The following is a 25871-nucleotide window of genomic DNA, read 5'->3' on the forward strand; positions in this document are numbered from 1 at the left end:
CATCAATATGAATCTCTTTTAAACCAGATTTTAGCTTTTCCTTTTCACTACTTATTGTTTTTTAGTAATGAAATTATAGCAAATTTTTAGTTTTTTAAATAGATTTATTTATTAAATGAAAAAAAATTTAAAAAAATAAAAAAATCAATTATCTCTAAAATAAATTAGTATAAAAAATTTAGCAATTAGCTTTTTTTGAGTGATTTTGATTGCTTCTTTTGTTTATATTTTCTGACATTTAATCTTAAAAAATGTGAAAATAATTTAGCTCATATAAAAACTCGGACTTTTATATGAAAAGTGACTTTAACGTCTTTAATTGTTATACAAATCAATAAATGAACTTATTTTTTATAATATCACATTTTCAAAATTTTGCCGTTCAACATTGATTAATTCTACATGCAAAGTACTATGAGAATTTAATAGGATTGTTCAAAAATAAATTAATATACTTATTAAAATTGAAACATATACGTTTTTTAATTATTTGTTATATAATTACATAATTAAAACTCTCACGAAATAGGAAAAATTATGAACAGAAAAAAAGTAAAAACCAATCCAATATTTTTATTTGGGGTTGGTATTGTTTCGCTTGTTGTTGCCTCTTGCTCAACCTCAAACCCGAATTCATTTCAAAATTATATCGACCCAAATCAAAGTCTTCAAAAAAATCAGGTAGATAATTTTTTTCTTCAGTATCCTAATTTTCCTGAAGCTATTAAAAATAAAATAAAAGATAGTTTAAACATTTCCTCACAAAATTTTTCAAATTCAGAATATTTGCCCAAAGTTTCTCAATTTGTAGAACAATACTTATCAACATTAGATTTGTTTCAAAAATTCGAGTCGAATTTTAAATCTAAGACAATTGATAAGTCTTTTAGTGTTAACGAGGAGAAATACAATAATTTAAAAAGTGAAATTGAATCATTTAATCAAAAAATTCTAAGTTCATCTAATTTTGAAACTAAATTTGATGAGTTTTTAACCAAAATAAGTGAATTAAGTGAGAAAATTACTAAAACCAATGACACTTTTAGTCAGGAATTTTCAACTTTTAGTTGATTTAATACGGTTTTAAAACACGCAAACCTTGTTAATCTTAAAGCCTTAAGTGCACAAATTAACGACAAAATTACCACTTTATATAAAAATGATAATAAAGAAGAAATTGAAAATTTCACCTCAAATTTACTCATATTGGAAAATATTATTGCTCAAATTAAATCAATAAAAAATGAATATTCAACTGAGAGCAATGAAGCTTTCAATAGTTTAATCACAAATTTTAATTCAAATATAAATTCTAGTAGCTTAATCAACAATGTTACTGATTCAATTCAAAATCTTAAAAATATCCAAACTAATTTAGAAAAAATTGTTAATAAGTCAGCAGAAAAAAACGAAAAACTACAAGAATTAAAGAAATCTGCTATTTCAGATGTTGAGAATGCCGCAAATTTATCCCAAACAGTTCAAAATAATTTTAAAGAAAAAATAAATAACTCAATTACTGAATCACAAATTAGTCAAATTAAGACATTTATTTCAGAATTAGAACATGTTGCATCGCTTCTATCTTCATTGAAAACAGAAAAAATAAAACTAGAAAATAATCCTAATTATTTAAATTCTGAAAATAAAACAGAATTAGATAATTTAATGAGTTCCTTAAATTTATTAGATGAACAAAATAAGCTTGTATTAAACGATGAGATTTCCACTAATACAAAATATTTTTTATCTAATGTTTTAACAGTCCATGAAAATGTAAAAAAAGAAACAGCACGCCTTAATGGTGAAGCAAAGCTAAATGAAGCTAAAAAAAGTTTGGAAAATCAATTATTATCAAGCAAATTTAGTCCAAATTTTGTTTCTAATATTAAAACACTGGCAGATTCAAAAAAATTAGTGTCTGATATCAAACTTATAGGTTCCTATATTTTAAAATTAGCAGATTCGCTTGATTTGTATAGTGTTGAAGTTAAAAATTTTCAATTATTATTGAAAAACTCAAATACATCTACAACAAATAAGCAAGAACTTGAAGAAAAAAATAACAAAATTAAACAAAAATTAGACCAAAATCTCCGACTCAATGAAATTACTAATGAAAATTTACCAGCATTTGTTGATGAATTTGCTAATTTAGTTGCTTCATTTTCTCAAACAATTTTAGATTCAAAAGCGCAAAATGACCAAATTGTGCAAGAAAAACCACCAGCAAAAATTGTACAAAATTTATCAGATTTTAAACAACAAGCTCAAAATGCCCTAAAAATTAGTCTTGATGACCGAGGGCTTGACCATCATAGTATAAGAAAATATCTTACTTCTGCTTCTTTTAACCTTCAAAATGCGAATCTTTGGTTAAAAAAACCACAAAATGATGAAATAAATTTCAAATTATTAGACTTATCATTAGATAGTAACAACAGAAATATTTTAATCCTTAATTATGAGGCGACTTCAATAAAAAATCCCTCAGATTCAACAATTTTATCCACCCAACTTTTAATTCCTAATGATAATGTTGACTTAAATGCGATAGTCTCTTCATTAAATATAGATTTTCTTGATGACTATTTTGATATTAACTATAATTCGTTCCTTGATTTTGAAAAAAAAAGTTTCCACAATCAGGGCGTAAAAAAGTTTATTTCAGAAAATTTTTCCCAATCAAAACAAAGAATCGAAAAATTTTTTCATGTTACATTATCAGACCAACCTGAATTAACCTTTTCCGATGATAATAAAATATCTTTAAATTTAGATATTAAATTTAATAACCAAGTTATTAAAACAGTCACTGTTAAATCCAAAAAACAAGTTAATTTCAAAGAAAAAGACAACTTGCCAGTAAAAATTGGATATACTCAAAACTTTAAAAACACAAGTTTTTATAAGCAAACTTACCTTAGTGATCCTGAGTATGTTGATTATGATTTTACTAGATCAAAAGACCCATTAGTTTATTTTTGGCAATTCGAAGAACCTTCAGGTGCCGGCGGGGTTGGTAGTTATTGATTTTATAAATATTTATTAAAACCAGCTTTAGAATCATTGCAAAAAACAGGGGAAATCCCTAAAAATAAAAAATTTAAAACTTTTGAACAAGCCCCAAAAGTTGTAAAAGTTTCCGAAATTGGTCAAGAAAACCCAACGCAACAAGATGAATTAAGCAAGGCTGAACTTGATAAAATTTTTGATAAAATTTTAAAAGATCAACAATTTTTTAGCTACGAAATTCCTGAAAATGCCACAATTTCATTTTCAACTTTTGATGTTGAAAATGAAAAAAGAAGAGTTTTAACCTCAAGTACCACACAAAGTATTTACCTAAAATTATTAATAAAAAATGACAGACACACTAGAGAAGAAATTCTACAACTCGCACCTAAAGATTTCTTAAAACCATTTTTATCACAGCGTGATAAAGCTGATTTAGCGCTAATTGAAGAAATTTTAAGCGATTCTACTGGTCAAAAATTATTTAAAAACACAAAAATTAAGGATATTGATTATACTCACGGTCAAATTTCACTAGCCGGAAAAACGAATTCAGAAATAATTGACTCACTTAACAATCTTTATACATTTGCTAAAATCGGTAAGTTCGAAATTTTTGCAAAAGATGTTATTTCTACAGACATTTTAAAAGGTCAAGCAAAAATTTTCTTTTGATACAAATTTAACGGCCTAGAATTTCCGCTAATTGTTGAAGGAATCAAAACTTCTGAAGCGGTCAAAGCTGAAAAAGCCATTAGTTTTTCCAATTGACTCCCAGCCACTTATAGCGATATTAAGCCTAAAAATGGTTCTAATTTCACCAGTGAAGATTTTTCGCCTATTCCAGAACAAACAGGTTATACACAAAATGGCAGCCCAATTGTAAAATCTAATCAGATTGGAAATGACGATAAAGCAATAATTGATAAAATTAATAGTCGCCACTTTGATTATCGTAGAGTAAGCGGGGAATTTTATAAAAAAGAGCAGAAACACGTAAAATATAGACTAATTGACCCGGCTGATATTGTTGAACAAAAAGCTGAATCAAAGTTAAACTATTTACTTCAAATTAAAGCTAAGAATGAAACTGTTAAAGATAATAATTTAAATAAGTTTATAAATAAAGAAGTCAAACTTGAAGGTGAAGACAAAAAAACTGTACAAAATAGTGAAAAATTACCAATAATTGTTGAAAAGCAAATATTTTTTAATACTGACCCTGAAGTTTCACTTGATACTTCAAAAATTTTAAAGAATTATTTTGTCTATTATTATGATGTTAAAACCACCGATAAACCAGGGGAAATGACTTTTAAACTTGGTTTTATTAACAAAAATAATACAAATATCCGTTATAGTTCTAAGAAAGACATAAAATTACAAAACTTAGAAAATGATTATAAAAACAAACTTTATCCTGAAATAATTCTAAATAGAATCAAATATTCTGATTTTGTTGTCAAAAATAATAGATCACTTACAAGAAAGGTGCTAAATAACAACGATTTTTGAGATCTCTTTGACATCAAAGAAGAAGCTCTTAAGTATAATAATTTTAAAATATCAAAGGAAAATTTACAATTTCTTGAGACAAAAAAACATAATAATAAATTATATTTCCGTCTAAAATATGTTAAAGGACCACATATTGTTGAAGGATCGACTTGATATTTTTTGACAAATATAAATAGCCAAAATATTCAGACCAATATAGATTTAGACACACAAAAGCCATTAGTTACTTTATTTGATTCTGGAAATGAAGTAACTAGAAGTCGTGAAATTGAACCTTATTATAAAGATTTATATTGAAATTACGATGATTCTACAAAAACAGCTAAATGAACATTAAAAGAAAAGTATTTTTCTGAAACATTTTTAAAGAATAATTCTAAAAACCGGAAAATAAAACTACAATTATTTGCAAATGCTTTAGTTCAAAATACCCAAAGACTTACCCGAATTAGTGGAGGAACTGACTTAATCACAAAAAAACTAATTAAAGGGGGTTATGATTTTAGTTTTGACTTTGAAAAATTAGCAAGTAGCCAAATAATAGTAATTACTGAAAAAACCAAAAATGTATTTTTTGAAGATTCAAGGAAAAAATTTGAAGATTTTAGTTTCAATTTAAGTGCTCAATATATCAAAAATAAAGGGATTGAATTTAAATTATGACTAAATAATTCAGATCTTGGTTTAATAGTTGATAATGTTCTTAATCATGTTGAAAAAGGTCTTGACTTTTATAATAGCCCAAAATTTGACACTTTTGATCCAAAAAAAGCCTTTATTATACATAAAGCCGGAGCAAGAGTTCATATTGAATACACAAACTCGCTTGAAAATGAAGATTTTGGCTCTAAAACAAATCAATTTGATTATAAAAATATTGACTACACTAATGAAGAACAGCCAATTTCATTTTTCACAAATTCAGAGTCTTACAATTTAGAAAAATATAACCCAAACCAAAATGTTTCTTATAAATTACATGAAGGATATTTACAAGATTTAGATTTTTTACATAAATCTTGGGATACTAAAAATTTCCCACTGGCAAAAAATTTATTATCTAGAACGTTTGGTTTTACTTTTGGAAGTGCAACTATGCTTGCAAAAGTAAATGATGATCCAAATGATGGCAAATTTTACATAATCACAAATAATCATGTCGAAGGTGGCGGAAGTTTTGATTTAAATTCTCTTCTTGGTCAAGATTTAACTAAATTTTTATCAAAAAGTCGTTACATGGCTATTGGAAGTAAATATTATTCTAATTCAATTGATGGCGGTTATAGTTATTGAGGTGGACAAAATAGAGTCAAAGATGTTCCTGCTTGACTAGTTTGAACCGGCACTAGACAACCCGATGTAAATGGAAAAAATTCAAAATTTGTTGACATAACTGTTTTAATAGTTGATATTAAACCTTTAATTCAAGCAGCTTATGAAAAAGGTGAGTTCCAAAAAGCGGCCTGATTATTGAATTGATATAAATTACCTAACTTAAAATTAAATACAAATGGTCAATCAGATTTAACATTTTTTGGTCAAAATGTTAAACATTTTGGAATGAACGGATTTCCTTATGCAAAACAAAGTGGTTACATAATTAATAGGGCCAATTCAAATGAACAAAATATTTCTATTTCAAACCAAAAAGGCTATACTCCTACATATTTTAATGCTGGTAATTCCGGAACTGGAGTATTAGGACTAAATGATGAGTATATATCAACAATTAATGCAGGTTCACCACTTACATTTTTACAAAGTTGGAATTATTCAACAGCAAGTCATAATTATTTTGGAATAAATTGACAAAATGAAAAACCGCTTGAATTAAAAAATAAATTTAGTTTGTCTGCTATGATAATGAGACTTAATGCTCAAAATCCACTTGAATACAGTCTTCCTTGATTTTTCAAGGATTTTGACAAGTAAACTAATTTTAAAGTCACAAAAAATAGTTTATTAATTTAGTTTATTAGCTTAAATTTTTCTATTTTTGATGATTTTATTGACATTAAAACTAAAAAGTTCAAAATTCCGAGTTTCCCAGTTTGATGAGGTAAATTTAAAAAAATATCCAGTTTTAGCGGCTTTTTTAAATTTTTTGGCAAAAGTTAATTACAATTTTATTAGTGATTTATTAAGATATCAAAGTAGAAATCATACCTAGTTCAAATATTCGGGCCACTAGGACACCATCAAACTGCCAAACTCAAGAAAAATTAATATCAAAGCAAAAACACTAAATTTTAAATCCCGAGTTTCCCAGTTTCATAAGGTAATTTTAAAAAAGCATCTGGTTTTAGGCAGTTTTTTAAGTTTTTTGGCAAAAGTTAGTTACAATTTTTTTACCGATTTATTAAGATATCAAAGTAAAAATCATACCTATTTCAAATATTCGGATCACTAGGAACACCATCTCGATTTTTAAATGTTATTTGCTGATCTAAAGTGTTAAATTCAACCCTTTGCCTTAATTTTTGCAACATCGTTACTAAACCAACTTCAGTTAATTGATTGTTTTCAAATAACTTGTTATCACTAATATGTTTGTTGATTTTAAATATTATAGTTTTTAAAATAACTAGTGAGATAAAACACAAAAGTGTATGAGCTAGAATGTGCTCGTCAATTCTTAAAAATACGGGCCGAATATTCAACAAACCTTTTAGACTTCTAAAATTAGCTTCAATATTCCACTGTTTTTGGTATTTTTCAACTATATCTAAGACATTCGAATTCAGTATATTTGTTTCATAAACATAGTAGCCATCAAATTGTTTGTCTTTGTCAATTTTACTTTGATCTAATTCAAATTTCATGTTTGAAATTTCCTTAAAATATTTAGGTTTTTTACCAAACAATTTGTTTACCTCGATAAAACCGTCTTTATTTTGTTTTTTAATAAAACTTTCGATTTGCTCTTCACGAGCTTTTCTGTCTTTTATCGCTCTTTTTGTACTGTAAGTAATAATTCTTCTTCTAATATTTTCAGTGTATCTTTTATTTTTATATGATGAATAAAATTCTTCTTTTTTATACTTAAAATCCGCACTTACATTAACATAATCGCTTGGATCTAGTAAATAATTTTTAAATTTTTGAGTCCCTACCTTTGCACGATAAGAAATAATGAAATTATAGTTTCTTGATTCAAGAAATCGAATATTTGCGGCTGTTGACATGCCGCGATCAGCGATTATTGTCATATTTTTGATATTATATTTGGATTCAACATCTAAAATAAAAGGGATTAATGTACTAGAATCGCCGGTATTTCCTTTAAAAACTTTAATATGAAAAGGAATACCATTTTTATCACACGCTAAGCCAATGACAATTTGGTCTTCTTTGAATTTAGTATCTTTAGAATAACCAGGAATTCTTAATCCATTTCTTTCAAATGTCTCAAAATAGACTGTTGATGAGTCAAAATAAAATTCACTGTCCCTTTTTCCAAGTTCACTTGTTACCATTTTGTTGACACTATTTAAAAGTTGATTTTGTGACTCAAAGACAAGATCTAGGAGTCTATAAAAGCTATTTTTGGAAGCATTTATTTGATTTGAGTAGTCATCCTTTTTATCAAAAGCATTAATAATACTGCCAGGATCAGTGATCCGTTTTGAAATTAAGTAGTTAAAAATTTCTTTCATATTTTTATGTCTACTTTTAGGGAGTGATTCAAAAATATTGTGCTTTTCAATAAGTTTTTCAATTAATTCCCCACCAACAAAAACCGAACCTTCGATTATGGTGGAATTTTTAATAGAATCAAGTAAAATAGCCTTGACTTTATCTTTGTCATCTAAATTTGAAAACAATTTCAATTTTTCTTTTATAATTTGAACAGCATTTGGATTAATTTTTTCCAAATTCCGCTCATTTCCTAAACTAAATCAACGTTTTGCACCTTTGCCATAACCTTGTGTTCAGCCAACATATTTATATGGTTTATCTTTTGAAGATCCTCAAACATTAAATAAAAACAAATTTTGTTTTTTCATAATGTATAATTATACCATAAAATTACTTAAAATGCTAGTAAATGCTAGTAATAAAAATTAAGGTTTTAAAATCAAAAAACACCGATTTACCGGTGTTTTTTGATTTTTAGATTCACTAAAAAGCGAATTTTTGCCTTAAAACTGGGAAACTCGGGAATATCAAAGCAAAAACACTAAATTTTAAATCTAACACTCAGAAAAGAGAAATCTACTTATTAATCAAATAAAGCAAACTAAAAAAGCTAAAATTTTGACTTAAAAAGCAAAATTATGAAATTTTTAAACTACTTTTTTAGTTTAAAACACTAACAAAAATCATAAAAAAATACAACTACTATTTAAACTCAATGTAAATAGAAAACTCGTTTTTACTTACATTGAGCCTAAAAAAATATGTGAAGTTTTGAAAGAGCCATAACTAAATCCCTTAAATTTGTAGATTTTTAAACGGGCAAATTTAAGACATTCCATTAAATTTAAAGCCATAATGGAAAAATGGCATTATCTGAGTTTATTGTGCAAAAAACATAATTAATTCCTCCCTAATTCAATATCAAAATTTATTAATTTATTCTTAGCGAGGCTTATTATAACATAGTTTTATTTTTTGACCAAACATTTTTTTTTTTTTTTACAAAAGGATAATTTTAAAATAATAAAAACTAAGATTTAAGGTCAAAAAACACGGATTTACGGGAATTTTTTCATATTTAGATTCACCAAAAAGTGAATTTTTGCATCAAACTGCTAAACTCAGGAAAATCCGCGTGGATATAATCTTCCTTGGTTTTTCAAAGATTTTGAAAAATAAAATAATTTTAAGGTCTACAAATTAGTTTATTAATTTAGTCAATCGCTCAAATTTTCCTATTTTTGCTGATTTTATTGACATTAAAACTAAAAAGTTCAAAATCAATTTAGCCTAAAAAGTCGCAAAAATTTGCCAAAAATAACTAAAAAAAGAGTAAAATTTGCTTTATAAACATAAAATAAAGTAAATTTTACTATTTTATTGAAATAAAATCATAAAAAACACCTTTGTAGTGCTATAATTTTAAATATTTGATTAAAAACCATATAGAGGAAAAATATATATGCCTAAAAATACTAATAGATTAGCAATAGCACTAACCGCTGTTGGCGGTATTGCTATTTTTGCAACAACTATTGGGCTTGTAACTCGAATTCGCTATACAGGAGAAAATCCCCGAGCTGAGTTAGAAAATTTAGTTTCTCGAGTCCAAAATGTTGCCTTTAAATCTGATGTCTTTGATGATTCTACCACATATAGTCAAATAAAAGCACAACTTTTTGACAACAGTGGAAAATTAATAGCTGGTACAGATTTAAATAAATTTATATCCTTTTACACACAGGTTAACTCCAAACTACGTAAATTTGAGCCAACTTTTGCACCAAATAAACCATTTTTAGAATTTATTGACTTAATTCCAAATGATAATGATCAAAGTTTTGAGCTTCGTTTTCGTGCAAAGCACCAAATTGATAACAATCGCACAGCATTTTCAACAATTATTTCTAAAAAAGTTTCATTTGCGCAACGTTCACAATTTGCTCTTGCCGAATTTAATTCAAATCTGGAAAAAATAACCAAAAGTTTCAAAGAAAACATCCAAAATTTAAGAAGAACAGATTTTAGCTCTAATTTTTCAAGTTCAAATTTAACTAATCAAAAAATTGCATCTTTAACTCGTGTTGAGGATTTTGCCGCTGATATTAATAGAGCCGGAACTCAACTTGAAGCAGTTGAAAAAATAAGTCAATATTTCCCTGATTTTCAAAAAATAATTAACGAATTAAACTTTGATCAAAATAATTCTTTCCCTTTTAAACAAGGAACGATTTACAATTTTAGTTTAGAAAAACACCCTGGAACAAACAGTTTTATTTTAGTTGGTCCAAATTCAGTTCCAAGTTTTTTAGTTAAAGCTGAATTAAGTGATGAGGCAAAATTTGAGCTTAAAAATTTCAATATTGAAGATGCCCAATTGCTTGAAAAAATTGACTTAGTTCCGCAAACTAGTTCAACTTCTGAATCAAGCCAAAATCAAAATCAAGAAACAAAAACTGATCAGACTGCTGAAAAACAAGCTAAACAGCCAACTTATTTTGCTGATTTAGACGATATTTTGTCTAAAATTTCAATCAGAAAATTAGATTTTCTTGATTTTAAAGTTGGAAGTCAGCCAGTTGGAACTCAAGTTAGTTCAATAACTTCTGACAATCCAGAAATTAGACAATTAGTTCAAGTTGCCGCCGAGCTTACCCAAACTCAAACTCAACCTCAAGCTGGGCAAGATGGGCAAACTGGACAACAAGGAAGCACAGGGGGAACTTCAGGATCAAGCGGAACAGGAACAGCTGAAACAGGTACAGGATCAACTGGAACAACCACAGAACAATCTACCCAACAAACTGATACAGAACAACCAACCGAAACTTCTCCAACTCAGCCTAAAGACGAAAAAGCGGAATTAGTCAAATATCTCGAAATTTCAAATCACACTATAAATAGCTTTTTAGGTAGTTTTAATAACAAAATATATTCTTCTATTAGAGAAAAATCTAATGATGTAATAAATAAAATAAATTCTGAATTATTAATTAAGCCAATTTCCCTTGATTTTGGTGATTTTAATCCGTATTTTGCCCAAAGACAACCTCAAGGTGTTGAATATTATTTTGACCTTTCTAAAGCGCAAGAAAAAGAAGGGGTTAGTCAATCAAATCTTGAAATTCCGGTTGTTATTAATCTTTATTCCAGTTTTTTCGGCGACTCAGAAAATAAACTTTTAAGATCTAAAACTTCAATTTTTGAAATTCCTAATTTCAAAAAAGTTGTTCCACAAACTGGACAAACAGGCACAGATATTGCTTCTAATTTAGATCCAGAGCGAAAAACATACTATAATCTTGACGGTCTACCTACAACATCTTCTCAAGCAACTCCAGTTACTGTTTCAACTGCTGCAACAACAACTACTCAAAATAAACAAATTAGAATTGGTTCAACAACAGCTTATATTTCTAAAACTGAATTAGAAAATTTAATCGGTGGAACTGGTCAAACTACTGAAGGTACCGAGCAAAATACTGAATCAAATGCTCCTAAATTTGAAGAAATTAAGAAAATTATTGGAAATCCTTTCCAATATGCCTATGATTTTGATGCAAATGAATCAATGTTAAAAGCTTGAGTTGGACAGCAAAAATTCCCTACACTCGAAGATTTTGCTAGTTTTATGCAAAATAATTTAATTGCATCAAAATTCAATATAAAATCATTAAGATCTGATAAATTTTTCAAAAATGAATATGATGTTGCTTCCTTTTATGCGTATTTAATCCAAATGGAACCTGCTGCGGTTTTAAATTATCTATTTGAAATTGCTAAAGCAAATGGGTTAGTTGATAGAAATGATTCAATTAATTTAAGTGATATAAGAAATAACAATATTTTCAGTATTGCTGCAGATGTTAAATTTAAAACAACCAAAGATAATCCGGTTTATTCGCTTGATTTTAACAACCATTTTTTAGGTTTTGATTCCCGTGGTTGAATTTCTAATCTATTTTTACCAAAAACTGTTTGGGAAAAAGTAAAAGATTTTACCAATGACAGTGATATTTTTAACCAGTTAAATCAATATTCAGCTGTAACAGTTGGCTCAAGTTCAACATCTGACTCAACAACAACTGCTAGTTCAGGAACCGAAGATCTTTATAAATCATTGCAAGATGCTGCTAAAAAAATTAAAGATGAACTGAAAAAACAAAGTTCTTCAATTTTAAAAGCCGGTGTTGGTGGGTCTAGTTCTACTGGTGGCGGCGGCGGAGGTGGCGCTGGTGGTTCGGGTTCAGCCGGAACTTCAACTACTCCTTCTTCAATTGAAGAAGAAATTCAAAAATTCTTCAAAGAAAAAACACAACCACTTAGCACTTTAAAAGATTTATTGCTAGCATTTTACTTCAAAGCTAAAGAATTAACTAAGTTTAGCGCTTGATCAAAATTAGGCAATGATCTAGACTATAAAATTGTTTTTGAAAAACAACCCGTACCAGCTACAACTGTTTCAGTTTCGACTACTTCATCAACTGAAACCGAAAGTTTACATATACCTTTTGGACTTGAGGACTATAAATTAACTTATTATTACAAAGTTTTTGATAAAAATACTGGTGTTGATAAATATCAAAGTCCAAAAATTGACTTAAATTTATGAGTTAATAAACAAGATACTCAAAAAGCTGAAAGAGATGAATTAAATAAAGCTGTTTTGAGTATTCCACCATCATTTTCGCTATTTTTCCTCAAAAAAGAGGAATTTGACAAGCTCAAAAAAGATGGATCTATTCAACCTAAAAGTTTTGAAGAAAGTGCAGTTTTCAAAGAAATTCAAGCAAAAATTCAAGAAAACAATAAAGATCTCAAAATTTCAGTTGTTTCAATAGATGAAGATAAAATTAATCCTCAAAAATATAAAGTTGTGAATTTGCAAATCGAAAAAAATGCTACAACCACCGAAGGTTCTTCAACCGCTAATTCAGTTAAATCAAGTCTAAGTTTCCAAGTTAGAATTGCACTAGACGATTTTAATCAACAATAAAAATTTCTACCATTTTAAAGGAGAAAAATGCTTAATAAAGAAAATAAAGTAAAAAGTATAAAAACAATAGTTTCAACAGGTTTTTCGATCACCGCAATTCTTACAACAATCGTTGCAGTTCCAATTGGTCTTACAATTTTTGAGCGTTCATATAGTTCACAAATTTTTGGTAATGTTGATAAAAATCAGGTTGTGGATCTAAAAACTCAATCAACTTTTAGCGAAGAAGATTTCATTAATGCACTTAATAATCTAAAGTTGCATGATCAATATAAAAATTTATCAGCAAAAACAGCTCTAGCCTTAGCCAACAATCCTTCATATGCTTTCAATTTTTTAAAAGCATATGACTTTAGTCCAATTACTAAACACAATTTTCGGGTAGTTTTAGATATTGAAAAAGCAAGCGCCTCTGGAAGTGAAGTAAAAAACGTTGTAGTTTATGCTCATTCAGATCAATTTAAACTTACTTATTCAAAACAAACTGACCTTAAAGGTTTTGCTCAAAGTGATAAAGCTGATGGAGATTTAGTTGGTTTCCAAATTGACCTTGAAAAGTCAAAATTAGAACTTTTTGGAACAAAAAGTTCTAATTTAACAGCTTCTGAAGTTGCTTTTAAACTTGATAATGATTTTCAAGCTTCTTATAAAAGAACACGTTCAAAATCACAAGCTTTTTCTGATGCTTTATTCGAAAATGGATTAGGTTATAATTTGGTTAACACCTTAGGATTGCCTTCAATTTTGGAAAAAGGTTATGTTTTAGCACCAAAAACTGTTGAAAATCAAAAAGCTAAACAAGAAAAAATGGTTATAATAGGTGAGTCAGACACCAAAAGAGTTGACAGTCTAATGAAAGTTGAAAACTTAGTTTTCAAAAATCTTGATGACAAAGCCGGAACTCTTTCAATTTCTTTTGAACTAATGGATCCAACTGGCAAAGTTATCAAAGAATTTGACTTTCCAATTTTAGGAATTAAAAAATTAAGTGTTGATGTCAAAACTGTCGAGCAACAAATTCTTTCACAATTTAGCGATTTTGTTCAATTAAAACCTTTTGTGCAACTTGCGCTTGTCAAAGATAATCTAAGTTTGGCCCAAAGTATTTACAAAACCGATAATAACCCCGTTAATCTCGCCAAAGTCTTGAGCAGAATTGCGCAAAACTCGCAACAAAATGGACAACAGAGCCAAGTTTCAACCCAACTTTTCCAAGACTCAGGCCAAAATTCACAAGCTAATAATGCCAAAGTTGAAATAAACCGTCAAGATTTTGGTGCTTTTTTCAATTTAAAGTCTGAGACAATCCAAGTTCCTGGACTTGAAGGTTATTTTGTTGATATTAATTCAATTGATTTAGCAAAAAATTTATCCCAAGCGCAAAAAGATAAACTTTTAAAAGAAAATAAAGTTTCTTTTGATGTTGATTTTCAAATAAAAAAACAACTAAATATTCAAGCTCCTTACCTTGAAAGTGAATTTGTTAAGTCAAATTATCCGCCAGTTCTTGAATCTTCGCTTGCCAGATTAGGAAAAGGAAATAATTCTAAATTTGTTTTAGTTGATCTTGGTTCTTCAAAATCTAGTTTTGAAGTTCAACTTGATTATGATGAAAATCAGCGAAAAGTTATAAATGCTGTTTTAAAACAAAATTCTCAAATTGACTTTTCAAATTTAGACAAGATTAATTTTGAAGATCCAAAAATTCAAAACTTTAATCCTCTAGCTAAAACTTTTGAATTCAGAAAAAATCCTAATGGTCCAAAATTAACTTTAGAATATGTTAAATCTCTTGTTTCAGAAGTTGTTGATGATGCTAAAAAACAAAAAACTTTTGATCAAGTTGCTAGAAAACTTTTCTTTTTAGATTTTGGATTTGAGGCAGATAGTACCAGATCTCTCCAAGATTATATAGCTAGAAACAAACCAAGATTTGAATCATCTACTCCTACAGATAAAGGCAGTGAAAAACCAGCAGAAGCTGAGAAAAAACCAGAAGGAGAAGTCGCGCCTGAGACCCAACCAGCAGATTCTCAACCACCGGCTGCAGCTACACCGGCAACACCTCCTGCCCCTGCTCCCGCCGCTGCTCCTGCTCCTGCTCCAGCAGCTCCCGCCGCTGCCGCACCCGCCCCTGCTCCAGCTGCTACTACCGCAACAACTTCAACAACCGCAAGTCAAACAACTTCATCAACAACAGCATTCCAAGATGATCAAACTACTGATGAACAAACCCCTAAAACTGAAGCTGAAACTGAACCAATTCAAATTTCAACTTTCAAAGGTTTAGGTGTTGAACTTTGAGGATTTTTACAAAAATCTAATTATTCTGAACTTGGTCAAACTGATTATCAAACAGAAGTAGTTAAAAAATCTGATAGTCAAATTGATGTAATTCTTAGTTTTGGTCCAACAACTGAAACAGAGCAAAAAGATGCAAATCCTAAAGCTATTTTCTCAATTACAAAATTAGTAGATGATACTGATTATGATGTTTTAAGAAGTTTTAATCCAACTGTATTTTTTGATTTTCGTGAAAATCAAAAAATAGATAGAACTGGTGAAGTTACAAAAATACAACCACTTAACCGTGGTGATGTAAAAATTGATCTTGAAAAAGGTAAAGATCATGTTGCTAGTCAAGATGGATTATTAGTAAGTAAAGCTGCTGAAATTAGTAGGGTTCCCGAAAATGCTGGTCAGACTTCAACTACTAATTCTAAAGAGCAAATTCTTGAATCTGGAGTAATATTTTTAGCTTTCCAACCTAATAAAATTAATGACAATAACAAACATTATTTAATTGGATCTAAAGATAGCAAAGGTATTTTCATTAAAAAAACTAAGCTTGGCGATGGAAAAACTGAGAAATTTGTTTTAGGTCTTGATGAAAATCCGGGAGATACTTCCTCTGGTGGTGGTTCAGGCACAAAAGTCGACTCAATTGTTGCTTTAGTTTCCGGAATTGATGGCGAAGCTGATACTAGACTCCAATTTAATGAATCAGAGTCAAGCACAGGTGGTTCTGGCGCTGGGGCCGGCAGTTCTTCTACTGCTGAGGCAACTAATATAATTCAATTAATTTTTGGCGTAACTCCTCCAGATCCTTTTAGACAAACTAATGTAAACAAAGGCGAAGCAGATGATTTTGACTTTATTAAAGATGGAGATTTAATGTTCTTAACTTTATTAAAGAATCAAAATAAGTGAACAATTTGGCTAACTTCAGCAAAAGCAAAAAACCCTTATACTCAAAGAATTTCTAGTGTTTTAGACTTAAGTTTTTCATCTTTTGATCATACCAAAAATCTAACTTGAACTCATTTAGGTCCTAAAGTTGAAGCAAGTTCTACGACTACATCCGGAACTGAAACCCAAACCGCCACAACCCAAACCGGGTCTTCAGCACAAATCTTGCTCAAAGGTTTTGCCGTTTATGACTCACCTACTTTAGCAACAAATGTTGAGGCAGTTTCAAGTTTAAATAATCATTTCATTAAAAAATTCATTAATTAATTTTTTAATGAAATAAATGAGAAATCAAAAAAGTAAACTTTTAAAGACAAAAGTTTACTTTTTTGTATTAATAATAATACTTTATATTAAAATACAAAATAAATCATTATAATTATTATATTATGCAAACAAACCCTTTTTATTCTGGAATTAGACTAATAGATCTTCCTCAACCAGTTTTAATTAGTCTTTCTGTTATTTTTTTTGTTCTTGCGATAGTTTCAATTTCATTTCACAAATACACAAGAAAAAAAATTCAACAATACAAAGAACTTCAAATGGAAGATTGGAAAAGAGAAAATCCGGGCAAAAAACATTTCACTTATGAGCAGACAAAAATGTTTTTACCCGCTTGACAAAGAGCAAAATACAATGCCCACATTTTTTTGTCTGTAATTTTTGTTGTTGGCGGTTTTGTTTTTGCATTTGGCAACACACTAACAACTTTATAAGTCTAATTTTTACTGTTTTTGTCTTTAAAATTATTTTTTCTTAGTTTTTTCCAAAAGTTTAAAAATTGACAATAAAATTTTTAATCCTTTTAGCTACCAAATACAAAAAAATCCTATAAATTCATAGGGTTTTTTTATTTTTTAAGCCATGTAAAAAAAAAAAAAAAAATTAATTTAAAAAAATTTTTTTATTTGCCTTTTCTTTTTGGTAAAATTATAGTCCATTTAATTTTAATTACTTAAAGAGCTATTTAGAGGTGAAAAAATGAGTCAAGAAAACAACAACTTAAACTTAAAAATTAAACAAAAAAATGATTACTATAACCTTTCAGTTTCGCCTCTAGAGTATGCCTATAATAATTTTTCGGGCAAAATGCGGGCAGTAAACTGAAATGTCATCAATGATCCTAAAGATTTAGAAGTTTGAACACGTGTAGTTCAAAATTTCTGGATTCCAGAAAAAATTCCGCTTTCAAATGATTTAGAATCATGAAGAACTTTATCACCAGAATGGCAACAACTTGTAACCCGAACTTTTACTGGTCTAACTCTGCTTGATACAATTCAAGCAACAATTGGAGATGTAGCCCAAATTGGTCATTCTTTGACCGATCACGAGCAAGTTATATATGCTAATTTTGCTTTCATGGTAGGAGTTCATGCTCGTTCTTATGGTTCGATTTTTTCAACTTTTTGTTCAAGTGAGGAAATCGAAGAGGCACACAATTGAGTAATAAATAATGAAAAACTACAAAAAAGAGCAAGAATCTTAATACCTTTTTATGTTGGAAAAGATCCATTAAAATCAAAAGTTGCTGCCGCACTAATGCCTGGTTTTCTACTTTATGGCGGTTTTTACCTTCCTTTTTACCTTTCCTCAAGATCAAAACTACCAAATACTTCTGATATAATTCGTTTAATTTTACGCGACAAAGTGATACACAATTATTATTCAGGCTATAAATATCAAAGAAAAGTTGAAAAACTAAGTCCTGAAAAACAAAAAGAAATGAAAGACTTTGTTTTTGATTTACTTTATAAATTAATCGACTTAGAAAAAGATTATTTATATGACTTATATTCTGAAGTTGGACTTGCTGAATCTGCAATAAAATTTAGTCTTTATAATGCTGGCAAATTTTTACAAAACTTAGGATATGACTCACCTTTTACAAAAGAAGAAACTGAAATTGAACCTGAAGTTTTTAGCCAATTATCAGCCCGTGCAGACGAGAATCATGATTTTTTCTCAGGAAATGGTTCTTCTTATGTAATGGCGCTTGCCGAAGAAACCGAAGATGAAGACTGGGAGTTCTAAAATGGAAGACATCAAAAAAACCTACGAATTAAGCGATTATCCTAAACCTAAAGGTGAAATTTTTCTTGTTTATTTCTCTTCAATTTCTAATAATACTCACCGTTTTATTGAAAAACTTGGATTGAAAAATCAAAGAATTCCAATTGATATGGATTCTCAAATCGAAGTTAATCAAGATTATGTACTTTTTTGTCCTACTTACAGCGGCGGAAAAGGTGAAACAAGCGGTTCAGTACCAAAACCGGTAATAAAATTTTTAAATAATGAACAAAACCGTAAATTTTGTAAAGGAGTTATTGCCTCTGGAAACACTAATTTTGGCGACACATACGCTCTTGCTGGCCCGGTTTTGTCAAAAAAATTGAATGTCCCTTTTTTATATCACTTTGAGCTCTTAGGGACTTCTGAAGATGTTATTAATGTTAAGACAATATTAAATAATTTTTGGGAAAAATAATGAAAACACACGATAAAAATCACGCTTTTAGTTCTAGTAGTTCTGAAAGTTATATTAGCCTAAATGCAAAAGCCAAATTATTTTCAAAAAATCCAGATTCATATAAATTTGATATTTTAGCTGGGCAAAAATATATTAGTGAACATATTGAGCCTAGATTTAAAGTATTTAATTCGTTCAAAGACCGAATTAATTTTTTGCTTAGCCAAAATTATTATGACCCTAAAGTCATAAATCAATATTCATTTGACCAACTTGAAGAATTAAATCAAAAAGCTTGAAGTTATAATCATTTTTTCCCTTCATTTATGGGTGCTTTTAAATTTTATTCTTCATATGCCCTAAAATCTGATGATAATTTGACATATTTAGAACATTTTCCTGATCGGGCTTTGTTAAATAGTTTATTTTTGGCTAATGGAAATTTTGAAGATGCTAAACAAATTCTTGAGCAAATAATGTTAGGCAGATTCCAACCAGCTACCCCAACTTTTTTAAATGCAGGAAAACTAAGAAGAGGAGAATTTGTTTCTTGCTATTTAATTAGAGTTGAGGACAATATGGAATCAATTTCGCGCGCAATTACAACTTCTTTGCAACTTTCAAAGCGTGGTGGCGGAGTTAGTGTTTTGCTGACAAATCTACGTGAATTAGGGGCACCAATTAAAAACATTGAAAATCAAGCAACAGGTGTAATTCCTGTCATGAAAATACTTGAAGACTCATTTTCGTATGCAAACCAACTTGGACAACGTCAAGGAGCCGGTGCTGTTTATTTAAATGTTCATCATCCAGATATCTTGTCTTTCCTTGATACAAAAAGGGAAAATGCTGATGAAAAAATAAGAATAAAATCGCTGTCTCTAGGAGTTATAATCCCAAATATAACACTAACTTTGGCCAAAAACAACGAGCAAATGGCACTTTTTTCTGTTTATGATACAGAAAAATTTTACCAAAAACCTTTTAGTGACATTTCAATTACCGAAGAATACTATAAAATGTTAGATAATCCCCAAATTAAAAAAACCTTTATTTCAGCAAGAAAATTATTTCAAACAATTGCTGAATTACAATTTGAAAGCGGTTATCCTTACATTTTATTTGAAGACACTGTTAATGATGCAAATGCTCATCCAAATCGTGTTGTAATGTCAAATTTATGTTCAGAAATTACTCAACCTTCAACTCCAAGTTCTTATTTTGCTGATTTAACATTTAAAGAAATTGGTCAAGATATCTGTTGTAATTTAGGTTCACTAAATATTGATAAAGCCATGGAATCAGGTAAAGATTTTCAAAAAATGGTTCACTATTCAGTCATTGGTCTTGATAGTGTCTCAAGAAATTCTGATCTTTCAGTTGCCCCTTCAATTCAAAAAGGGAATAATTTAAACCATGCAATCGGACTTGGAGCTATGAATTTACACGGTTTTTTGGCCAAAAACCAAATAATGTATGACTCAGAAGAAGCCCTTGATTTTACAAATATTTTCTTTTATTGTCTAGCTTTTGCCGCCTTTAAGTCTTCTTTAGAATTGGCAAAAAAATTTGGTCCTTTTGCTGGTTTTGAAAAAACCACATTTGCCAGCGGCAAATATTTTGAAAAATACACAAAAGTTGATGACTCAACTTTTGTGCCAAAAACAGCTAAAATTCAGCAACTTTTTGAAGACTATCAAGTTGAGATTCCGTCTCAACAAGACTGGATTGAACTTGCCGAGCAAATTAAAATTCATGGAATTGCAAATTCACATTTAATGGCAGTAGCTCCAACTGGGTCAATTTCTTATCTTAGTTCTTGTACCCCTTCATTGCAGCCGGTTGTTGCTCCTGTTGAAGTTAGAAAAGAAGGAAAATTAGGGCGAATTTATGTTCCTTCATATCAATTAGGTCCAAAAACATACGATTTTTATCAAAAAGGTGCATACGAACTTGGACCAATTCCAATTATTAACATCGTTGCCGAAGCTCAAAAACATGTGGATCAGTCAATTTCAATGACATTATTTTTAACTGACAAAGCAACAACTCGCGATTTAAATAAAGCATATATTCATGCCTTTAAAAAAGGTTGCAAGTCAATTTATTATGTAAGAATTCGCCAAGATGTCCTTGAAGATTCAGAAAATTATGAATTTTGCGAGTCTTGTGCCGTTTAATTTTTCAAAATAAAATTATTTTGAAAAATTAAATTTAATATTGATTTTTAATTCTTTCAAGATTTTTATTGTATTTTTCCAAATAAGCTTGAGTCACTTGATCAATACTTCAGTTCAAAATTTCAATAAAGCCAAGGAAATATTCAAACAAATTAACAAGAGTTTCTTTTTCCTTTTTATGCAGAAAATCAGAGGCTAAAATAAAGACTTTTTTAAATTGTTCGTTAATATCTTTGTTTTTGACAAATTTTGTTTCAAAAACTTGTTGGCTTTCAAAATGAATTCCGGCTGAAACAAGAAAATGAATTGCATCAACAAATTCTTCGATAGTTTTATCAAAATTAGACTTTTTGTTAATTTTTCAATATTTAAAGCTTTCAATTTCATTTGCAAATTCAGCAATTTCGACTATGGCAGCAATTATTACCTTATCTTGCCATTGGTGATCAACCTTTGTAATTAAATCATTACCATAACTATATTCAGCAAAAAGTTTATCTAGAATTTTTTGTTTTTCAAAAATTAGTTTTAAATCAACAATCATATTACTTCACACAAATAAATATATAATTAATAAATGTATAATTATATATTTTTTTGTTAATTTTTCAAAGAAAAAAATTATTCTGATTTTCCGATTTTGGCAGTTTGATGGCAAAAATTCGCTTTTTAGTGAATATAAATATGAAAAAATAGCGGTAAATCCGTGTTTTTTGACCTAAAGTCTTAATTTTTATTATTTTGAAATTAACCTTTTGCAAAAAATTTTTAAAAAAATGTTTGGCTTAAACAAATTTTAAGCTATAATTAAACACACTAAGAATAAATTAATAAATTTTGATATTGAATTAAGGAGGAATAAGCTATGTTTTTGGCACAATAAATTCAGATAATGCCATTTTTTCCATTATGGCTTTAAATATAATGGAATGCCTTAAATTTAACCGTTTAGAAATCTGCAAATTTAAGGCTTTTAATTATTGCTCTTTCAAAACTTCATATATTTTTTTAGGCTCAATGTAAGTAAAAACGAGTTTTCTATTTACATTGAGTTTAAATAGTAGTTGTATTTTTTATGGTTTTTGTTATTTTGTCCATAAATTGATTTTTGCTAGTGTTTTAAAATTGTAATTAACTTTTGCCAAAAAAATTAAAAAGCGCCCAAAACACGGACACTTTTTTAAGATTATCTCATCAAACTGGGAAAGTCGGAAAAAAAATTATTCCACTTTTTTTGAATTATTTAAAATAGTTTTTCGAGCATTTTCAGGTAAAGATTTGCCATATTCAAAATAATGGCCAATTTCTTTAAAGGCATTTTTACTTATTTTTAATTTTTCAAATTCTTCCGGTTCGAGATTTAATTTTATTGGTTGATTTTTCTCAATTTTTTCAACAAAATCAGGATCAGGCACAAATGCTGAAGAAATTCCGACAAAATCAGAAAATTGAATAGCTTCGACTGATTTTTCTAAGGAATTTATTGAACCACTAGCGATAACCGGGATTTTCCCTTGCAATTTTTCATAAACTACATCGGAAATTAAGCGGTTAAAATTATTTGATTTTGACCGAACTTTGTCGCGAAAAACGTCAAAGCCCCAACCGGCAATTGCAAGGTAAGAAATTTTTATTCCTCTTTTTTCAATTAGATCTAAGAAATCTAGGAAATTTTCGACTGTGTAACCTAAATTATCGCCTCTTCGTTCTTCAGGTGTTACCCGGTAACCTAACAAAAAATTAGGATTTTTTGATTTTAAAATAGTTTTTTGCACTTTTTCTAATATTTCTATTAAAAATCGAGATCTATTTTCAATATTTTGACAGCCATATTTATCATTTCGCTTGTTAGTATAATGTGAGAAAAACTCTTGAGGTAATAATTTTTGCGCTGAAGAGATTTCAACTCCATCAAAACCAGCCTTAATTGCCCTTAGACAAGCATCTGCATATTGGCTAACAATTTTTTGAATTTGCTTTTGTGTAAGACGAAAAACCTTGTATTTTACGGGATAATTTCGTTTTTCAGCACTAGGCCCATAGCAAAAACCGTCTTTTTCAATTTTTGAAACCGAGTGAGAACCAGCGTGAATTAATTGCAAAATTGCGATACTTCCCTTTGATTTTATTGCCTTTGCAAGTTTTGCTAGACCTTCGATATCGCTGTCATTTTCGATACTATGACCATATTTGAACAAACTACCTGACTTACAAACGTAAACTCCACCTGTAATTGTCATTGGTGCGCTATGGGCTCTAGCGCTAAAAAAATCTAAATCTGCTTGGCAAACCTGACCCTTTTCAGAAAGATTAAGATTAATTGGGCTAAAAACAAATCGGTTTTTTAATGTAAAATTACCAATTTGATACGGTTTAAAAAGTTTGTTTTTCATGTTTAGTTTAAAAGTAAGTTACAAATTTCTTCTTCATCAATTTTTTGACTAAAATAATCATCCAATTTTGCATCTTTTAGCCGATTTAATAGTTGATCTTGAGTTAATTTTGTCCCAATTAAGAAATTTTCTAACTCTAAAAGTGATTTTTTCGGGAAAAAATCACCTGAAATTTTAATTTTGCTAATTTTTCCTTCATTAATTTCTAAAGAAAATGTTATTGTTCCAGCTTTTGTTCTAATTGACCTGTTGAACGAATAATTTGGACTAAGCCCTCAAACAAAATCCCAATTTTTGTATTTTTCAGCGACCATTTTGTCAATTTGGACTCAATCATTATCAGTAAGATCGTATTTTTTAAACTTTTCTTCTGAATTTACTTTCAAAAATTCAGTCAAAAATAAGTCTTTCATTTCAAAAATTGAAAAATTTTGGTATTCTTCTGAAAGTTTATTTTTTAAATTAGTTACCCGTTGAGAAACAGATTTTATCCCTTTTGCTTCAATTTTTTTCTGATTTGGAGTTAGAATTTTGCCAATAAAATCAAAATCTACATCATATAAAAGTGAAAAACCAGCATAAATTCTATCATTTACAAGCGACATTGCCGCACCAGAAACTTTTTTTCCTTCAATTTGAAGGTCATTTTTTCCACTGAATTGCACATTTTTTATCCCTAAGTTTTGCAAAACTTTAATAACAGGATCGTAAAATTGTGCGTAATTTCCGAGTAAATTTTTATTTTTTTCATATGGGAATGAAAAACAAAAATTTACTCCATTTCTATCTAAATAAATTGCGCCACCACCGGTGTCGCGTCTAACAACTTCAATATTTTTTTGCTTTAAAAGTTCAAGGTTAACTTCAACACTTGGATTTTGGAAATAACCAATTTGTACGTGCGGATCACAAATATAAGGAAAAACAATTGTTTCATCTAGTTTTAAGTTTTTGATTGCTCAATATTGAATTGCGAGCAAAATTGCGCCGTCAAAAACTCATTTTCCATTGCGTTTTGGTTCGATTAAGTACATTCTTATTCCTGTTCTGTTATTTTTTGTAGCAGTAATTTAATATCCTCATGAAAAAAATAGGATTTTTCAAGAATATCTTTGTTAGTACGGTATTTTTTCTGATTTATAACTAGATATTTTGCATTTTTAAATTTTTTTGTCATCTCTTGAAATGGCAATTTAATTAATTGCGGGGTCGTAAATCCAACCCCTATTTCAAGAAAAACTAACTTTTTATCTTTATTTTGTTCAATAAAATTATTGTAATTTGCTTTTTGGTTGTGGAAGTTTTGATCTTCAACCATTCCTTTAAACGAAATTCTTTTGTTTATTTCTAAAAAGGCATTACATTCTGGGCATTTTGGCAATAAATTATAGTCAACCTTCATATTTTTTTGATTTTGAACCATTTTTAGAATCAATTCATCATCTTGGTATAAAAAATTTTTACACATTTTTGAGCACTGCATTAAATTATATTTACCCTGGATGTAAAAAATTTTTTGATTGTCAAATCCTGATTTTTCAAAAAAACTATCAGAATTTGTGGTTATTATAAAAAAATTTTTATTTTCTAAAATTTTTTTCAAATTCAAAAAACTTTCTGATTCTTTTAGATCTAAAAAATTAACTTTTGCAAATCTACTATGAAAAGCTCAGTATGTTTCTCATGATCCAAAATCATAAAGCGAAGCTTGAAGCATATCTAAAAAATGATATTTTTCGATAAAATCTTTAAAATTATCACTGAATTTTGACCCATAATAATTATTTCCATCTGCACTTGTTAGTCCTGAACCAACTCCAACAACAATTGCATCAGCTGAATCAAGGATTTTCTTGATTTTTATCGCTTGATCTAGAATACTAAAAGTCCTCAAGTTCATCAAATTCACTTTGGTCTATATCTTTTGCTTTAAAAAGTCAATTTTTGTCTGATTCATGCGAATTCAAAATTTTTGGATCCTTTTCAGCTAATTGATTTAGTTCAATAATTCTACATTTTAATGGTGTTTTTATTGAAAAAACGGTTTTTGATGCTTCAATTTTAGCGACAACATCATTTTTTTCTAGTTGTTTTTTATTGGTAAATTTTAAAAATCCGATTGTTCCAAGATCATCTTGTAATTCGGCCGTTAAATAGATAGTAAAAATTTCATTTTTTTGTTCAATTATCAAGAAATTAGCAATTTTTTTCATAGCAATCCTCTTAAATTTTTTGTTAATATCTAAAATGATATTACCACAAAAAAGCAACTTATGGCAAAAAATCTATAAATATAAATAAATCAGTACAAAAATTCAATAAATTAGTATATTAATTTCAAAAAAATCATGAATACAGTGTCAAATTAAAAGAATGGAGAATCAGATTTAAAAACAAAATTATAA

13 protein-coding genes are annotated in these 25871 nt (G+C 28.7%); 7 read left to right on the plus strand and 6 right to left on the minus strand.

Annotation, left to right across the window (positions count from 1 at the left end):
* Positions 1-537 precede the first annotated feature (537 nt).
* The gene (locus U3G01_RS00625; protein ID WP_255031319.1) at positions 538-6465 is read left to right on the plus strand and encodes an MGA_1079 family surface serine endopeptidase; all 5928 of its coding nucleotides are present in this window, start codon (positions 538-540) and stop codon (positions 6463-6465) included.
* A gap of 416 nt (positions 6466-6881) precedes the next feature.
* Here the strand turns inward: U3G01_RS00625 and U3G01_RS00630 are convergent, their stop codons facing one another.
* A complete protein-coding gene (locus U3G01_RS00630) occupies positions 6882-8540 on the minus strand; it encodes an IS1634 family transposase (RefSeq protein WP_326564847.1) in 1659 nt (552 codons plus the stop codon).
* A gap of 1094 nt (positions 8541-9634) precedes the next feature.
* On the opposite strand from U3G01_RS00630, the gene U3G01_RS00635 reads away from it, so the two are divergent.
* From U3G01_RS00635 to nrdE, 6 genes are all read left to right on the plus strand, one after another.
* The gene (locus U3G01_RS00635) at positions 9635-13168 is read left to right on the plus strand and encodes a P97 family adhesin (RefSeq protein ID WP_255030734.1); all 3534 of its coding nucleotides are present in this window, start codon (positions 9635-9637) and stop codon (positions 13166-13168) included.
* 27 nt (positions 13169-13195) lie between these two features.
* Entirely contained in the window at positions 13196-16684 is a 3489-nt protein-coding gene (locus U3G01_RS00640; RefSeq protein ID WP_255030736.1) for a P110/LppT family adhesin N-terminal domain, read from the plus strand.
* Positions 16685-16806: 122 nt separating this feature from the next.
* Positions 16807-17136, plus strand: coding sequence for a hypothetical protein (locus U3G01_RS00645; protein ID WP_010321297.1), 330 nt, complete (start codon positions 16807-16809; stop codon positions 17134-17136).
* Between the two features lie 265 nt (positions 17137-17401).
* Entirely contained in the window at positions 17402-18454 is a 1053-nt protein-coding gene (gene nrdF, locus U3G01_RS00650; protein WP_010321298.1) for a class 1b ribonucleoside-diphosphate reductase subunit beta, read from the plus strand.
* 1 nt (position 18455) lies between these two features.
* Positions 18456-18911, plus strand: a complete 456-nt coding sequence (gene nrdI, locus U3G01_RS00655; protein WP_069096934.1) for a class Ib ribonucleoside-diphosphate reductase assembly flavoprotein NrdI — start codon at positions 18456-18458, stop codon at positions 18909-18911.
* A complete protein-coding gene (nrdE, locus tag U3G01_RS00660) occupies positions 18911-21073 on the plus strand; it encodes a class 1b ribonucleoside-diphosphate reductase subunit alpha (protein ID WP_255030738.1) in 2163 nt (720 codons plus the stop codon). The genes nrdI and nrdE overlap by 1 nt, the downstream gene beginning before the upstream one ends.
* Before the next feature lie 34 nt (positions 21074-21107).
* On the opposite strand, the gene U3G01_RS00665 is transcribed toward nrdE, so the two are convergent.
* The 5 genes from U3G01_RS00665 to U3G01_RS00685 all read right to left on the minus strand — a co-directional run bounded on the left by U3G01_RS00665 (position 21108) and on the right by U3G01_RS00685 (position 25679).
* Complete coding sequence (locus tag U3G01_RS00665) at positions 21108-21617, minus strand: dUTP diphosphatase (protein ID WP_240535858.1); 510 nt, start codon at positions 21615-21617, stop codon at positions 21108-21110.
* Positions 21618-22293: 676 nt separating this feature from the next.
* Entirely contained in the window at positions 22294-23466 is a 1173-nt protein-coding gene (locus U3G01_RS00670) for an NADH-dependent flavin oxidoreductase (protein WP_255030740.1), read from the minus strand.
* A gap of 2 nt (positions 23467-23468) precedes the next feature.
* Positions 23469-24500, minus strand: coding sequence for a lipoate--protein ligase (locus U3G01_RS00675; protein WP_255030742.1), 1032 nt, complete (start codon positions 24498-24500; stop codon positions 23469-23471).
* 2 nt (positions 24501-24502) lie between these two features.
* Complete coding sequence (locus U3G01_RS00680; protein ID WP_255030744.1) at positions 24503-25366, minus strand: deacetylase SIR2; 864 nt, start codon at positions 25364-25366, stop codon at positions 24503-24505.
* The gene (locus U3G01_RS00685; protein ID WP_255030745.1) at positions 25347-25679 is read right to left on the minus strand and encodes a glycine cleavage system protein H; all 333 of its coding nucleotides are present in this window, start codon (positions 25677-25679) and stop codon (positions 25347-25349) included. The genes U3G01_RS00680 and U3G01_RS00685 overlap by 20 nt, the downstream gene beginning before the upstream one ends.
* Positions 25680-25871 lie beyond the last annotated feature (192 nt).

The organism is Mesomycoplasma ovipneumoniae (assembly GCF_035918255.1).
In the GTDB taxonomy this organism is placed as follows: Bacteria; Bacillota_I; Bacilli_A; order Mycoplasmatales; family Metamycoplasmataceae; genus Mesomycoplasma; species Mesomycoplasma ovipneumoniae_A.